Below are 14,453 nucleotides of genomic sequence, written 5' to 3' on the forward strand. Positions count from 1 at the left end.
ATATTGCTTCCAGCCTTTTTTAAGGCGCCAATAAAATGGAGTTTAGCAAAAGTTTCTGGCCAACAACTTTCTCTTGGTCATGCTCTAAAGCTGCCAGGTCATTACTATAACTGGGAAGAAATTGCTCCAGAAATAATATTGTTTTTGGAAAACAATCTGGTGCTGTTCTAATATATGAATATGATAACTGTATCTAGTCCAGGTAAAATTATTTTGTTTGGGGAGCACGCTGTTGTATATGATAAACTTGGCATTGCTTGCAGTATTGACAAAAGATGTAAGATAAAAGCTTTTCCTTGTCCGGGAAAAGCTGTTTTTATTAAGTCAAGAAATTTAAATTTAACTAAATCCTTGGAGGAAAAAGAGCTGCTTGCTTTATATGAAAATATCAACAGCCTCATAAAAGAAAAAAGCTTTGATAAAATAAAGGAAATCTATAAAAACAATGAGCTTATTCCAAGCTTTTTTGTTCTTGCCAACATTTTTAAAAAACACGGTTTTAAACCACTAGATATTGAAATTGATTCTGAAGTGCCTAAAAACTTGGGTTCAAGCTCAGCTGTTTTTTCAGCCATTAGCTTGGGAGCGTTAAAGTGCTTAACAGAGAATTTCTCTAAAAAAGATGTTTCTGATTTTGCTTATTGTGGCGACGTTATAGCCCATGGCGGCACTCCTTCTGGCATTGACAACAATGCTGTTGCTTTTGGTGGTTACGTAAAATATAGAAAATCAGAAGGCATCAATCCTTTGGCAATTGATTTTAAGATTCCTTTATTGATTGTAGACAGTGGCGAAAAATCAAAAACATCAAGAACGGTTTCTTATGTAAGAGAACAAGCAGAGGAAAATCCTGAATTTGTTGGTTCTGTTTTAGATTCTCTGGACAACATTTCTAAAAAAGCTTTAAAGGTTCTGGACTTGCAGGATTTAAATGCTTTCGGTGGGTTAATGACAGAATATTATGAAGAATTAAAGAAACTAAACATTTCAACTCCAAAGCTGGATAAAATAGTTGAGATTGCCTTAAAGCACAATGCTTTGGGAGTTAAGCCAACCGGAGCCTGGGGCGGAGGTTGCTGTTTAGCCTTAATGAGAAACCAAGAAGACATATTTAAGTTAAAAGAGATTTTTGCACAAAATGGCTTCAAGTCTTTTCAGGCAAAAATTGGAGTAAAAGGAGTTAAAACTATATGAAAGCAACTGCAATTGCTAATGTCAACATTGCTCTAGTTAAATATTGGGGAAAACGAGACAAAAAACTGTTTTTGCCAAACAACAGTTCTATGTCTTTAACTTTAGACAGTCTTAACACAACTACTACAGTTGAATTCGGCAACTATGAAAATGACACTTTCATTTTAGACGGAAAAGAAATTCAGGGAAAAGAACTGGAAAAAGTGACAAGACATGTGGAATTAATTAGAAAAGTGTCTGGAATTCAAAAAAAAGCAAAGATTGTCAGCAAAAATAACTTTCCTACGGCAGCAGGACTGGCTAGCTCAGCGTCAGGCTTTGCTGCACTGACTTTGGCTGCAACAAAAGCAGCTGGATTGGATTTGAATCCAAAAGAATTATCAATCATTTCCCGTCAGGGTAGTGGTTCGTCAACAAGAAGTTGTGTGGGTGGATTTGTTGAGTGGTTAAAAGGGAATAAAGATGATGGAACTGATAGTTATGCAAAACAGGTTGCTTCACCGGAGTATTGGTCAGAGTTCCGGATGATTATAACAATTGTTTCAACAGAAGTTAAAAAAGTATCCAGTCGTGCAGGCATGGCTCAAACAGTTGAAACTTCACTAATGTATCCTGTTTGGCTTGATACGGTTGAAAAGGATTTAGAAAGTATGAGAAAAGGGATTCTGAATAAAGATTTTACGCTTGTTGGAACTACTGCTGAATCTAGTTGTTTAAAAATGCATGCAACAATGACTACAACTCAACCTTCAATAATTTACTGGATGCCAGCAACCTTAGAGATAATTCATGCAGTTAAGTCTTGGAGAGAAAATGGGTTTGAAACCTATTTTACAATTGACGCAGGGCCGCAGGTTAAAATTATTGCTTTGGAAAATCAGGTTTCAGAGATTAAAAAGAAACTACAGGACCTTAGTGGCGTAAAGGACGTTATTGTCTGCAAGCCTGGTCAGGGCTCAGAATTAATTGAAAACCATTTATTTTAAATGATTAAAGCTTCTGCTCCTGGAAAATTAATATTATTTGGTGAACACGCTGTTGTTTATGATAGGCCATGTATTGTGGCTTCTGTTGAGCATAGAATTAGTGTTTCTTTGAAAAAAAGAAATGACAATAACATTTTCTTAACTGCGCCTGATTTAAATTTTAAAAATCAGGACATTTCCTCTTTGGAAAAATCTCACTTTAAAAAATCGAGTTTTATTCTAGCTGCTATAAGGAACTTTTTTAAAAAATATGATGTAAAATTTGGTTTAGATATTAAAACTCAAAGCGAATTTTCAGATAAGATCGGCTTAGGAAGTTCTTCTGCTGTTGTTGTTTCAGCTATTAAGGGTTTGTCAGAGTTATTTAAGATAAAGATGAATGAAAAAGATATTTTTGATCTTTCCTATCAAACAGTTTTAGATGTTCAGGGTTTGGGTTCTGGTTTTGACGTGGCAGCTGCAGTTTATGGAGGGATATTATTCTTTGTTACAGGTGGAAAGATTATAAAACCAATCGAAATTACAGACATGCCATTGGTTGTTGGTTATACTGGCGTTAAGGCAGATACGCCTACCTTGGTTAAAATGGTAGGTGAAAAATTATTAAAAGAACCTGAAAGGATCAATGGGATTTTTAATGAGATTGAAAATATAGTTAATTTGGCAAAGGTTGAAATAGAAAATAAAGATTGGAAGAAAGTAGGACATCTTATGAATTTAAATCAGGATTTATTAAGAAAGCTTGGGGTAAGTTCTAAAAAACTTGAAAGTTTAATAAAAGTAGCGCTTGATTCTGGAGCTTATGGCGCTAAATTGTCAGGAGCTGGTGGAGGAGATTGCATGATTGTCCTATCTGATAGAGAGAATTTGAATAGTATAAAAAAAGCGATAGAAAAAGCTGGAGGAGTTATTATTGAGACAAAGATTCCAGCTGAGGGGGTTAGGACGCTATCTTGACGGGTTGATTTAGTAGAAATAAAATGAATAAACTATCTAAAGGTCAAGAATGACCGAATAATAAACAATTAGATAAGAAATATGAAAAAATTATCTTTTTTATTATTAATTTCAATGATGTTAGTATTGGCAATACCGGTATTTGTAGGTGCTGATGTTCTTTGCGAAGAGCCAGATCAGACCTATGCGCCGCTAGAGCACGCTGAGGAGGGCAAATATGCTTTAACAAGCGGTCTCTTTGTTAATGGTGAAGAAGTTATCAATGGCTCTACAGATAAGGTATGTGTTTGGCCAGCAGGCAGTGTGAATAGCGTTAAGGTAAACTAAACTTCTGAATTGTACGTTTTCTAAAAGCCGTCCTAAAGACGGCTTTTAGTTTGAAAGTTTGACAAAACTGTTCAATGAAATAAAATAGAATTATAAAATAAACTAATTTCAAAGGTCGAAGAATTTAAAAGTTAATTAAATGTAAAAATATGAAAAGAACAAAAATAGGAATTGCGATATTAAGTTCAATAACACTATTTAGTTTGATTTTTGGAGGATTTGTTTCTGCTAAGCCTCTTCTTAACGAAATAGATTCTAACAATAGTAAAGCTGAATATGTTCCAGATGAGATTATTGTTAGATTCAAGGGAGATACGGAATCCTTTAGAGTAATTAAGGTTTCCAAAGGCATGGTTGGAGAGGAAGTAAGAGGATATCTAGAGAGAGAAGATGTTGAGTATGCTGAGCCAAACTTTATTGCCCATACCCAGATGACCCCTAATGATTCTTATTATGGCTATCAGTGGCATATGGATAATTCTGAATATGGTGGGATTAACATGGAAGCGGCTTGGGATATTTCTAGTGGTTTAGGAGTGACCGTGGCTGTTATTGATACTGGAATAGCTTATGAGGATTATAACAGATACAAGCAAGCCCCGGATTTAGCCCAAACTTGTTTTGTTACTGGTTATGATTTTGTCAATGATGATACTCATCCTAACGATGATGAAGGGCACGGAACTCATGTGGCAGGAACAGTTGCTCAAAGCACCAACAATGACTTGGGAGTAGCCGGAGTAGCTTTTAGTACTTGCTTGATGCCTGTTAAAGTCCTTGATCGAAATGGTTCTGGGACTTATGCTGATGTTGCTGCTGGCATTTATTATGCTACTGATAATGGAGCTCAGGTAATTAACCTTAGTTTGGGTGGTAGCGCTGACTCAACTACCTTAAAAGATGCTGTTGCTTATGCTTACAATCATGGGGTAACAGTAGTAGCAGCAGCTGGTAATGATAATTCTAGCACTATTAGTTATCCAGCCGCCTACGATGACTATGTTATTGCTGTAGGAGCAACTCGCTATGATGAAACAAGGGCGTATTATTCTAACTATGGCTTGAGCTTAGATATTGTTGCTCCGGGTGGAGATGTAAATGTTGATCAAAACAATGATGGCTATGGCGATGGAATTTTACAACAGACTTTTGGCAGAAAAGTTGATGACTTTGGTTATTATTTCTACCAAGGAACTTCAATGGCTTCTCCTCATATAGCTGGGGTAGCCGCTTTAGTCATTGCCAATGGAGTTACTGGTCCAGATAATGTTAGAGCTGCTATTGAAGCTACGGCTGAGGATTTAGGAACTACTGGTTGGGATGAGATTTTTGGTTGGGGATTAGTTGATGCTGCAGCTGCTCTTGCTTGGACAGCTGGTCCAGTTGATAATCTTCCCACAGTTTCAATTACCAATCCTTTGGATGGCTCAACAGTTGTAAGAGTAATAACGATTTCGGCCGATGCTACAGATGATGTAGGTGTTACCCAAGTTGACTTTTATGTTGACGGTGGCTTGATTGGTTCTGATATTGAAAGTCCTTATGAGATTTCCTGGGATTCTACTACTGTTTCTGACGGCAGTCATACCGTTTCTGCCACAGCCATTGATACTGCTTCTCAGACAGCCAGTGATTCAATTAGTGTCTTGGTTGACAATGTTAACGATTCACCAATAGCTAATGCAGGGCCTGATCAATCAGCTTACATAGATGACACGGTTTACTTTGATGGTTCTGGCTCAACTGATGACGGGGAAATTGTCTCTTACGATTGGAACTTTGGCGATGGAGCTACTGCTAGCGGAATCACGGTAGAGCATATTTATGCTGCTGAAGGGGAATATATTGTTACCTTGACCGTAACTGACGATGGCGGGCTTACTTCAAATGATACAGCGATTGTAACTGTAACCACAGTACCAGCCGAATCCACAGAAGTGATCGTTGATTCTATTACTTATATCACCGAGGGCGGAAGGAATGGCGACAAGCACTTGGATACTACTCTTGCACTGGTTGACGATTTCGGTAATTTGGTAAGCAACGCGTCGGTTTCGATTATTTTGGACAACACGACAACAGGAAGTTCCTGGCCTGAGACTGGAACAACTGGTGATGATGGAATAGTGACATTCTCATTGAAAAACGCTCCTTCGGGATGCTATGTGACAACTGTGACTGATGTAATCTTCGGAGATCTTACGTGGGATGGAATAACTCCAGGGAATGAATTATGTAAATAGTCTTTTTATTTCAGAGCTGAACAGAAGCGGAGTCAAATACCTTTGATTGTATGAACAAAGTCCCTCTTAGTAGAGGGGTTTTGTTTTGTTTTTTATTGCTGATATAATTTATAATAATGAAAAAAATATTTCTTTTTTTAATTTCTCTTTTTATTGGAATTGGTATTTTCTTATGGATTGGTAAAATTGTTGGCTGGAGCGAAATAGGGTCTGCTTTCCTTCTTTTCACCGGTACTCACGGCATAATCATTTTTACTTTAACGTTTATTGTAATACTTATTGGCAATAGAAAGTGGCAAGAGATTTTAAGAGCGCAAGATGTTAAAATTTCTTTTTTCGAACTTTTAAAAGCATTTTTAGCAGGTTTTAGCGTAATGTTTTTAGCGCCTGTTCTTGTTTGGGCTGGAGAGATTTTAAGGGGTTATGTCATAAGAAGAAAAAATAAGGTTTCCTGGTCAAAAATAATGGCATCAGTGTTTATTGACAGGGTGCTGGAGTGGACAATTAATTTAATAGTAATTGTTTTAGGAAGCTTTTATTTTCTATATAAAATTGGTTTGCCTTCAAAAAATCTATTAATGATTTTTGGCGGCGTGTTTTTAATATTTTTTTCAGCAATTGCATATTTCTATTTCAAGATTTCAAAAAAAGAAAGCATTGTTAAGTTCCTTTTTAAAATTACTGGCTTTAAAAAACATAGTAAAAACAATCTTTTTTTTGAAGCTGAAAAAGAGATTTTTGATTTTTTCAAATGGCAAAATAAATTTATGCAAAAAAGCTTTTTATTGTCATTCCTGCGGGCAGGAGTAATGTGCTTGAGAGCCTGGGTTTTAGTTCTTTTTTTAGGGAAAAATATTGAAGTTCTGTCAGCGTTTTCTCTTTTAGGTTTTACATATCTTGCAGCAATGATTCCGATTCCTACAGCCTTAGGTTCTCATGAAGCAATCCAAACTTTTGCTTTTAAATCTTTAGGATTAACTCTATCGTCCGCAACTGCCTTTACAATGATAATCAGGGGAGCAGAGTTATTGGTGGCTTTACTTGGAATTATGATGGTACTTAGAGTTGGAATAGGTTTTTTTAAAAATATATTTTTTAAAGAAGTTGAAGAAGCAGGGGAGTTTATTACTGAAAATGATGTATAATTAACTATATGTCAACACCTATAAATAAGATTATCAAGACTTTAATAGTTAGTGATCTTGTAATGGCTGCTGGTTGGGGTTTTGTTGGACCTGTTTTTGCTATATTTATTATGCAAAACATTGCAGTTGATAGTATTGCTCATGCTGCTCAGGTCGCTGGCTTTGCGTCATTGACTTATTGGATGTTGAAATCAATTCTGCAGATTCCAATTGGGAGGTACTTAGATAAAAACCATGGTGAGCAAGATGATTTCTGGTTTATGTTTTTTGGAACATTTTTAAGCGGTTTTGTCCCTTTCATATTCATGATTTCTTCAGAACCTTTACATATTTATATTGCTCAGTGTGTTCAGGCTGTTGCAATGGCAATGGTAATACCTTCTTGGTCAGCTGTGTTTACAAGACATATTGATAAAGGAGAAGAAGCATATGAATGGGGATTAAGGAGTACAAGCTTAGGCTTTGGTTCAGGAATTGCTGGAGCTACGGGTGGAATTTTGGTTGCAGTGTTTGGTTTTAAAATCGTTTTTATTCTAGTGAGCGCATTCACTTTTATCTCAGCCCTGCTTTTGTTAATCATTAAAAGTGATGTTGCTCCGCATAATAAGGTTCTTCCAATAGTTCCTCGTTCTAGATTACCATTTTAAGAGTCATGAAAAATCAGGAAATTGCTAAAATATTTTATAAAATTTCAGAGTATTTAGAAATGGATGAAGTTGCTTTTAGGCCTTATGCTTATAATAGAGCAGCCTTGACTTTAGATAATTTAGATCAGAACATAGAAGAGATTTATAAAGAAAAAGGACTCAAAGGTTTAAAAGAAATTCCAGGAATAGGAGAACATCTTGCTTTAAAGATTGAGGAATATTTAAAAACTGGAAAAATTAAGTATTATGAAAAATTAAAAAAGGAATCACCTATTGATGTGAGTAGCCTTACTGCTATTGAGAGCTTGGGTCCTAAAAAAATTAAAACCCTATATCAGAAATTAGGGATTAGAAATGTAAAGCAGCTGGAAAAAGCAGCAAAAGCGCATAAAATAGCGCCTCTTTTTGGTTTTGGGGAGAAAACTGAACAAAACATCTTGCAAGGCATTGAATTTTTAAAAAAAGAAAAAGGAAGATTTCTTTTAGCAGAAATATTGCCGACAGCCCAGGATATTTATAAAAAATTAAAAAAATTAAAAGAAGTTGAAAAAATTGATATAGTCGGTTCTTTAAAAAGAATGAGAGAGACAATAAGAGATGTTGATATTTTAGTGGCCTCTAAAAGACCAAAGAAAGTAATGGATTTTTTTATAACTTTGGACGGGATTGAAAAAGTATGGAGTAAAGGAACAACCAAGGCTTCGATAAGAATGAAGGAGGGTTTTGATGTTGATATTAGAGTAGTTCCTAGAGATAGCTATGGTTCAGCACTGCAGTATTTTATTGGTTCAAAAGAGCACAATATTGCAACTAGAAAAATTGCAATAAAAAAAGGATTAAAATTAAATGAATACGGTTTATTTAAAGGAAGAAAGAAAATTGCAGGAAAAGATGAAAAACAGATTTATGAGTTATTGGGTATGGCATGGGTTCCTCCTGAAATGAGAGAAAATCAAGGCGAAATTGAATTGGCCTTAAAAGATAAACTTCCAGAACTTATTGAATTAAAAGATATTAAAGGAGATTTGCATTGCCATTCTGATTGGAATGGTGGTGAAAATTCAATACTGGAAATGGCAAAAAAAGCAATTAGTTTAGAATATCAATACATTGGCATTTCAGACCACACTAAATTTTTGAGAATTGAAAATGGTTTAAATGAAAAGCAATTACTAAAACAAAGAAAAGAAATAGATAGATTAAATGAAAAATTTAAAAGGAAAAAATCAAAATTCAGAATTCTACAAGGTGCTGAAACAAATATTTTAAAAGACGGATCAATTGACATTAAAGATGAAGCACTAGAAAAATTAGATTATGTTATTGCTGGAATTCATTCAAGTTTTAAAATGAAAAAAGATGAAATGACAGATAGAATGATCAAAGCAATGAAAAATCCGCACATTGATATTATTTCTCATCCTACAGGCAGGCTTCTTAAAAAAAGAGAGCAATATGAAATTGATTTTGATAAAATTATTAAAACTGCAAAAGAATATGGTGTTATTCTAGAAATTAATTCACATCCTGTTAGGCTGGACTTAAATGGTCAAAATATTAGAAGATGCAAAAAAGCTGGGGTTAAAATGGTTATTAATGCAGATTCTCATCACAGGAGTCACATGAGATATGTGGAATTAGGAGTTGCCCAGGCGCGTCGTGGTTGGGCAGAGAAAAAAGACATTATTAATGCTCGGCCTTTAAATAAATTGCTGGAATATTTCAAATAATATGCCAACAGAGAGATCAGCCGGCGCAATAATTTTTAGAAAAGAAAAAGGCAGTATATATTACCTTGTTTTACATTATGAGGTGGGCCATTGGGATTTTGTAAAAGGAAAAATCGAAGATGACGAAGAAATGAAACAAACGATTATTAGGGAAACAGAAGAAGAGGCAGGCATTAATGATCTTGAATTTATTAATGAGTTTGAAGAGAAAATTGAATATTTTTTTAAGCGGAATAACAAAACAATTTTTAAAATTGTCATATTCTTTTTAGCTGAAACTAAAATTGGGAAAGTAAAACTTTCTCATGAGCACATTGATTTCAAGTGGTTAAATTATGAACAGGCTTTAAACAAGCTAACTTTTGACAATGCAAAAAATGTTCTAAAAAAAGCCAATGAGCTCATTAAACTGTAGCTACTTTAAAACCGCCTTTTAGGCGGTTTTTTTAGTTTGTTTTTTAATAACTACCTTTTCAACAATCTTTTCAAATATTTTAGGATGTTTTTGTCCTAGTTCTGCTAATATTTTCCTATTAAGTTCAATTTTGTTTTTTTTCAAAAGATTGGTAAATCTACTGTATGAAATTCCCTTTTCCCGAGCTGCAGCATTAATTTGGATTTGCCATAAACCTCTAAAAGTTCTTTTTTTATTTTTTCTATCTCTAAAAGCATGAGTCCATGCATGGACCAAAGCATCTTTGGCTAATCTATATTTTGATTTTCTCCCCCAGCGATATCCTTTGGTAAGTTTTAAAACTCTTTTCCTTCTTTTATGCGCCGTTGTTCCTCTTTTTACTCTAACCATAGTTATTTGGAATATTTAAGTAGTTTTTTAATTTTCTTAGCTTCACATTCTGCCAAAGGGACAAGCTTTCTTTTTTGCCTTATTTTCTTCCCTGATTTCTTTGCTCTGTAATGACAAAGCCCGACAGCTCTTCTTAAGACCTTTCCTGTTTTTGTAATTTTAAATCTTTTTAATATTGCTTTTTTTGTTTTTGCTTTCATGCTATTTTTTCTCTTGTTCTTTTTTCTTGTTTTCTGCTTCCTGAGATTGATCAGCTGAAACAATCATCATAAGTTTGTTTGGTGCTCTTTTTAAGTCTCTTTCGACCCTTACCGGAATTTTTGAACTTAAAACCTCCATGAAATGACTTATCTTTTCTCTTGCAAAATGAGTTAGTCCTTTTTCCCTTCCCCTTAAAATCATTTCAATTTTTACAATTTTCCCTTTTTTTAAAAATTTTTCTGCTTGGTTGGCCCTGGTTTCTAAATCATGTTCAGATATATTAAACCTTAGCCTTATTCCCTTAATCTCGCTTGTTTTTTGGGTTTTTTTATCTTTTTCTTTTTTCTGAAGTCTGTAGAGATATTTTCCATAATCTATAATTTTACATACTGGAGGATCAACTTTTTCAGTAACCTGCACTAAATCTAAACCGCGCCCCTTAGCCATTTGGAACGCTTCTTCAAAAGCAACAACTCCTAGTTGCTTTCCTGATTCATCAATCAGCCTTACTTCTCTTGCCCTTATTTGAATATTTACTCTTGGTCTTTTTTTCAAATTTTTGTGGAGATGAAGGGGGTGAGCCCTTGTCCAAGAATTATCATAAAACACTTCTACAAGCTTATCCCAATTAGTTTAAACAGAGAATTTAAATTGGGAAAAAGTTCTCTATTGTTGTTCTGTTGATTTTCGATAGTTTTTCCAGTTCCCAAAAAATTATCTATCTCAATGCAGTTGCGCCTATTCTTGCCTATTGAGAATCAGCAAGGTAGACGACATTAGACTGTAGCTAATGCTGGTGCAAATAAATTATTGGCACTTATTTTGTTTTAAAGTTTAAAGAGATTTAAGCTCTGCTTGCATATTTTGTTCAAATTCCTGTCGAATCTTGGCATCCCCTTTTAATGGAATTCTCTTCCTATATTTCTCCTAATTTCTCTTTCAATTTCACGTTTTTTAATTGATTCCCTTTTATCAATCTTTCTTTTTCCTTTTCCTAATCCAAATTCTATCTTTATTTTGCCCTTCCTAGTATAAATCATCAAAGGTATCATTGTCAAACCTTTTTGCCTTGATTTTCCTATTAAATATTTAATTTCCTTTTTAGTTAAAAGAAGCTTTCTAGCTCGCTTTGAATTATAGTTTTTTGGTGCATTTTTAGGCTGATAAGGAGGAACATTGGCTCCTACTAGAAACACCTCTTCTTCCCTTAAAATAACATAAGCTCCAGCTAAGTTAATCCTGCCTAATTTTATTGATTTTACTTCCTGGCCGATCAAAACAATGCCTGCTTCAAATTTCTCCAGGATTTCATAATTAAAATATGCTTTTTTATTTTCAGTAATTACTTTCATACTTTGATTTTAACAGAAAAATCAGATAACCTTAAATTAATGAATAACAAGAAAAGTAGCAGAATTCCTGGTTTTTTCAAACTAAATAGTAATGAAAAATTAAAGATTGTTCAAGAATTTACTGATTTAACTGACAAGGAGCTGGAAATCATTAAAAAAGGATTTTTAGATTCAGACACAAGAGACAAGATGTCCGAAAACGTTATTGGCACTTATTCTTTGCCCTATTCAATTGCTGTTAATTTTTTAATAAATGACAGAGATTATCTTGTGCCAATGGTCACTGAAGAGCCCTCTGTAGTTGCCGCAGCTTGCTATGGGGCAAAGCTTTTAAGAGATAATGGAGGGATTAAAGCTGAAAGTCTAGAAAATCTAATGATAGGACAGATTTATTTAACTGATATAAGCAGTATTGAAAAAGCTAGTCAAGATATTTTAAAAAATAAAAAAGAAATAATAGAACTTGGTAATTCTAGAAAATCTGATTTATTAAGTTTAGGAGGCGGTGTCAGAGATTTAGAAATAAAAGTTTTTAAAAATACAAATATTGGAGATTTTTTAAGAATTCATTTGTTTATAGATACAAAAGATGCAATGGGAGCAAATACTATTAATACAATAGTTGAAGTTGTGGCTCCTTTACTTGAAAAAATTACTGATTCAAAAGCGCTTTTAAAAATTGTTTCCAATCTGGCTGACAAAAGACTTGCCAAAGCCAAAGGGATTGTTAAAAAAGAATCTTTAATAACAAAAGATTTTAAAGGAGAGGAAGTGATTGAAAACATTGTCAAAGCTCAAGCTATTGCTGAAAATGATATTTATAGGGCTGTAACAAATAACAAAGGTATTTTAAACGGAATGGGAGCAGTGACATTGGCTACTGGAAATGACTGGAGAGCACTTGAGGCAGGAGCACATGGTTATGCAGCAAGCTCAGAAAGATATATGCCTTTAGTCAAATGGAATAAAGATGAAAATAATGATTTAGTTGGTGAAATAATAGTTCCAATAGCAGTAGGTGTTGTGGGTGGAGTAATCCAATCTCATCCAGTAAGCAAGCTGTCTTTAAAAATTTTAAACATTAAAACAGCTTCAGAATTAGCTTGCGTCATAGCTTCTGTTGGCCTGTCTCAGAATCTGGCAGCTTTAAGAGCTTTAGTCTCTGAGGGGATTCAAGAAGGTCATATGAGGCTTCATGCTAAACTAATGGAAAAAGATGATTAAACAAAAAATTAAGGATTTAATAAAGGATTCGATTAAGAAACTTCAAAAAAGTAAAGAGTTCGCCGGTTTTGATGTTGGGGAAATTAAAGTTGAGATTCCTGAAAAAGAAATCCATGGTGATTATTCAACTAATATTGCAATGATAATTGCAAAAAAAACAAACAAAAATCCAATAGAAACAGCAGAATTATTGACTGAAAATTTTAAGACTGAAATATCAAATTTGTTTGAAAGAATTAAAATAGTAAAACCAGGCTTTATTAATTTTTTTATTTCAGAGAAGTATTTACAAGATCAAATCAAAGAAATTTTAAAGAAAAAAGAAAAGTTTGGACAGCTTAACATTGGAAAAAACAAAAAAATTCAGGTTGAGTTTATTTCTGCCAATCCAACAGGGCCTTTAACTTTAGGTAATGCTAGAGGCGGAGCAGTTGGTGATGTTTTGGCTAATGTTTTGAAAAAAGCAGGCTATAAAACAGAAAAAGCATATTATATTAATGATTATGGGATGCAGATTTTAACTTTAGGACATTCGGTTTTAAAAGATGATAAAGCTCAGTATAAAGGAGATTACATTGATTATTTGAATAAAAAAAATAAAAGCAAAGATCCTTATAAAGTGGGAGAAAAGGCGGCCAAGATTATTGTTAAGGAAATGATCAAGAAGACTACTGACAATTTTGGCATTAAATATGATGAGTGGACTTCAGAAACAAGCTTTTATAAATCTAAAGCAGTTGATAAGGTTTTGGAAAGATTAAAGAAAAAAGGATTAATTTATGAAAAAGAAGGCGCTTTATGGTTTAAGTCTAAAAAGTTTGGCGATCAAAGAGACAGAGTTGTTGTTAAAGAAGATGGGTGGAAAACATATTTAGCTGGAGACATAGCTTATCATGAATATAAATTTAATAAAAAAAAGTTTGATAAAGTAATTAATGTTTGGGGTGCTGATCATTTTGGGGATATTCTTGGTCTTCAAGCAGCAGTTGAAGCTATTGGTCATAAAGGCAAGCTTGATATTATTATTCTTCAATTTGTTACTCTTTTTGAGAAAGGAAAACAATTGAAAATGTCAAAAAGAAAAGGAACTTATGTTACTGTTGATGAATTATTAGAAGAGGTTGGTAAAGATGTGGCAAGATTCTTTTTCTTAAACAAATCATCAGATACTCATTTGAATTTTGATTTAGAATTAGCAAAAGAACAGTCACAAAAAAATCCAGTTTATTATGTACAATATGCTTATGCCAGAATTTGCAGTATTTTGAAAAAAGTAAAAGCAAGTGAAGTGAAACTTGATTATTCTTTACTAAAACACGACTCTGAGATTTCCTTAATAAAACAACTTCTCAAATTCCCAGAGATTATTGAAGATATTAGTAAAGATTATCAGGTTCAGAAGTTGCCTCAATATACAATTGATTTAGCAGTAATATTTCACAGATTTTATCATGACTGTAAAGTTTTGACTGAAGATGAAGTTTTACAAAAAGCAAGGTTGAATTTAGTTTTAGCTACAAAAAACGTATTTAAGAATACATTTGATCTAATGGGGATTTCAGCGCCTGAGAAGATGTAAAAAGAAGACTTCAGCAGGGCGCACAAATTTCTTTTTAGCCAATTTAGCTGATTGCGTTTTTAC

General features: G+C 33.7%; 15 protein-coding genes and 1 other RNA gene. 11 read left to right on the plus strand and 5 right to left on the minus strand.

The window, feature by feature from the left end; genetic code table 11:
- Positions 1-174: 174 nt before the first annotated feature.
- The 9 genes from mvk (KJI70_02890) to KJI70_02930 all read left to right on the plus strand — a co-directional run bounded on the left by mvk (KJI70_02890) (position 175) and on the right by KJI70_02930 (position 9,644).
- Entirely contained in the window at positions 175-1,194 is a 1,020-nt protein-coding gene (gene mvk, locus KJI70_02890) for a mevalonate kinase (GenBank protein ID MCP6718458.1), read from the plus strand.
- On the plus strand, positions 1,191-2,180 hold the full coding sequence (gene mvaD / locus KJI70_02895; GenBank protein ID MCP6718459.1) for a diphosphomevalonate decarboxylase: 990 nt from the start codon (positions 1,191-1,193) through the stop codon (positions 2,178-2,180). The genes mvk (KJI70_02890) and mvaD overlap by 4 nt, the downstream gene beginning before the upstream one ends.
- Positions 2,181-3,137 (plus strand): mevalonate kinase, encoded by a 957-nt coding sequence (mvk, locus tag KJI70_02900; GenBank protein ID MCP6718460.1) that lies wholly within the window; start codon positions 2,181-2,183, stop codon positions 3,135-3,137.
- An 81-nt stretch (positions 3,138-3,218) separates the two neighbouring features.
- Positions 3,219-3,464 carry a hypothetical protein gene (locus tag KJI70_02905; protein MCP6718461.1) on the plus strand — a complete coding sequence of 82 codons (246 nt, stop codon included), beginning with the start codon at positions 3,219-3,221 and terminating at the stop codon, positions 3,462-3,464.
- A 149-nt stretch (positions 3,465-3,613) separates the two neighbouring features.
- On the plus strand, positions 3,614-5,707 hold the full coding sequence (locus tag KJI70_02910) for a S8 family serine peptidase (GenBank protein MCP6718462.1): 2,094 nt from the start codon (positions 3,614-3,616) through the stop codon (positions 5,705-5,707).
- 116 nt (positions 5,708-5,823) lie between these two features.
- Positions 5,824-6,852 carry a flippase-like domain-containing protein gene (locus KJI70_02915; protein MCP6718463.1) on the plus strand — a complete coding sequence of 343 codons (1,029 nt, stop codon included), beginning with the start codon at positions 5,824-5,826 and terminating at the stop codon, positions 6,850-6,852.
- An 8-nt stretch (positions 6,853-6,860) separates the two neighbouring features.
- On the plus strand, positions 6,861-7,499 hold the full coding sequence (locus KJI70_02920) for an MFS transporter (protein MCP6718464.1): 639 nt from the start codon (positions 6,861-6,863) through the stop codon (positions 7,497-7,499).
- 5 nt (positions 7,500-7,504) lie between these two features.
- The gene (polX, locus tag KJI70_02925) at positions 7,505-9,229 is read left to right on the plus strand and encodes a DNA polymerase/3'-5' exonuclease PolX (protein MCP6718465.1); all 1,725 of its coding nucleotides are present in this window, start codon (positions 7,505-7,507) and stop codon (positions 9,227-9,229) included.
- A 1-nt stretch (position 9,230) separates the two neighbouring features.
- Positions 9,231-9,644, plus strand: coding sequence for a bis(5'-nucleosyl)-tetraphosphatase (locus KJI70_02930; protein ID MCP6718466.1), 414 nt, complete (start codon positions 9,231-9,233; stop codon positions 9,642-9,644).
- Positions 9,645-9,662: 18 nt separating this feature from the next.
- Here KJI70_02930 and rplT read toward each other — a convergent pair whose 3' ends face one another.
- From rplT to smpB, 5 genes are all read right to left on the minus strand, one after another.
- Positions 9,663-10,034: a 50S ribosomal protein L20 gene (gene rplT, locus KJI70_02935; GenBank protein MCP6718467.1), complete on the minus strand. Its 372-nt coding sequence runs from the start codon at positions 10,032-10,034 to the stop codon at positions 9,663-9,665.
- A 2-nt stretch (positions 10,035-10,036) separates the two neighbouring features.
- Entirely contained in the window at positions 10,037-10,234 is a 198-nt protein-coding gene (gene rpmI / locus KJI70_02940) for a 50S ribosomal protein L35 (GenBank protein MCP6718468.1), read from the minus strand.
- A 1-nt stretch (position 10,235) separates the two neighbouring features.
- Complete coding sequence (gene infC / locus KJI70_02945; protein MCP6718469.1) at positions 10,236-10,790, minus strand: translation initiation factor IF-3; 555 nt, start codon at positions 10,788-10,790, stop codon at positions 10,236-10,238.
- Between the two features lie 4 nt (positions 10,791-10,794).
- Positions 10,795-11,132: a transfer-messenger RNA gene (gene ssrA, locus KJI70_02950) on the minus strand.
- A gap of 2 nt (positions 11,133-11,134) precedes the next feature.
- Positions 11,135-11,587, minus strand: coding sequence for an SsrA-binding protein SmpB (smpB, locus tag KJI70_02955; GenBank protein ID MCP6718470.1), 453 nt, complete (start codon positions 11,585-11,587; stop codon positions 11,135-11,137).
- 39 nt (positions 11,588-11,626) lie between these two features.
- Between smpB and KJI70_02960 the strand changes: the two genes are divergently transcribed.
- On the plus strand, positions 11,627-12,811 hold the full coding sequence (locus tag KJI70_02960; protein ID MCP6718471.1) for a hydroxymethylglutaryl-CoA reductase, degradative: 1,185 nt from the start codon (positions 11,627-11,629) through the stop codon (positions 12,809-12,811).
- On the plus strand, positions 12,804-14,390 hold the full coding sequence (gene argS / locus KJI70_02965; GenBank protein MCP6718472.1) for an arginine--tRNA ligase: 1,587 nt from the start codon (positions 12,804-12,806) through the stop codon (positions 14,388-14,390). Before KJI70_02960 ends, argS begins: the two co-directional genes overlap by 8 nt.
- The last annotated feature ends 63 nt before the right edge of the window (positions 14,391-14,453 follow it).

This window comes from Patescibacteria group bacterium (genome assembly GCA_024238995.1).
GTDB lineage: Bacteria > Patescibacteriota > Minisyncoccia > Minisyncoccales > JANBVM01 > JANBVL01.

Bases quoted from the DNA above. Each gene is read 5' to 3' on its own strand.
- mvk (MCP6718458.1), top strand. From the start codon at position 175: ATGAATATGATAACTGTATCTAGTCCAGGTAAAATTATTTTGTTTGGG.
- mvaD (MCP6718459.1), top strand. From the start codon at position 1,191: ATGAAAGCAACTGCAATTGCTAATGTCAACATTGCTCTAGTTAAATAT.
- mvk (MCP6718460.1), top strand. From the start codon at position 2,181: ATGATTAAAGCTTCTGCTCCTGGAAAATTAATATTATTTGGTGAACAC.
- KJI70_02905 (MCP6718461.1), top strand. From the start codon at position 3,219: ATGAAAAAATTATCTTTTTTATTATTAATTTCAATGATGTTAGTATTG.
- KJI70_02910 (MCP6718462.1), top strand. From the start codon at position 3,614: ATGAAAAGAACAAAAATAGGAATTGCGATATTAAGTTCAATAACACTA.
- KJI70_02915 (MCP6718463.1), top strand. From the start codon at position 5,824: ATGAAAAAAATATTTCTTTTTTTAATTTCTCTTTTTATTGGAATTGGT.
- KJI70_02920 (MCP6718464.1), top strand. From the start codon at position 6,861: ATGTCAACACCTATAAATAAGATTATCAAGACTTTAATAGTTAGTGAT.
- polX (MCP6718465.1), top strand. From the start codon at position 7,505: ATGAAAAATCAGGAAATTGCTAAAATATTTTATAAAATTTCAGAGTAT.
- KJI70_02930 (MCP6718466.1), top strand. From the start codon at position 9,231: ATGCCAACAGAGAGATCAGCCGGCGCAATAATTTTTAGAAAAGAAAAA.
- rplT (MCP6718467.1), bottom strand. From the start codon at position 10,034: ATGGTTAGAGTAAAAAGAGGAACAACGGCGCATAAAAGAAGGAAAAGA.
- rpmI (MCP6718468.1), bottom strand. From the start codon at position 10,234: ATGAAAGCAAAAACAAAAAAAGCAATATTAAAAAGATTTAAAATTACA.
- smpB (MCP6718470.1), bottom strand. From the start codon at position 11,587: ATGAAAGTAATTACTGAAAATAAAAAAGCATATTTTAATTATGAAATC.
- KJI70_02960 (MCP6718471.1), top strand. From the start codon at position 11,627: ATGAATAACAAGAAAAGTAGCAGAATTCCTGGTTTTTTCAAACTAAAT.
- argS (MCP6718472.1), top strand. From the start codon at position 12,804: ATGATTAAACAAAAAATTAAGGATTTAATAAAGGATTCGATTAAGAAA.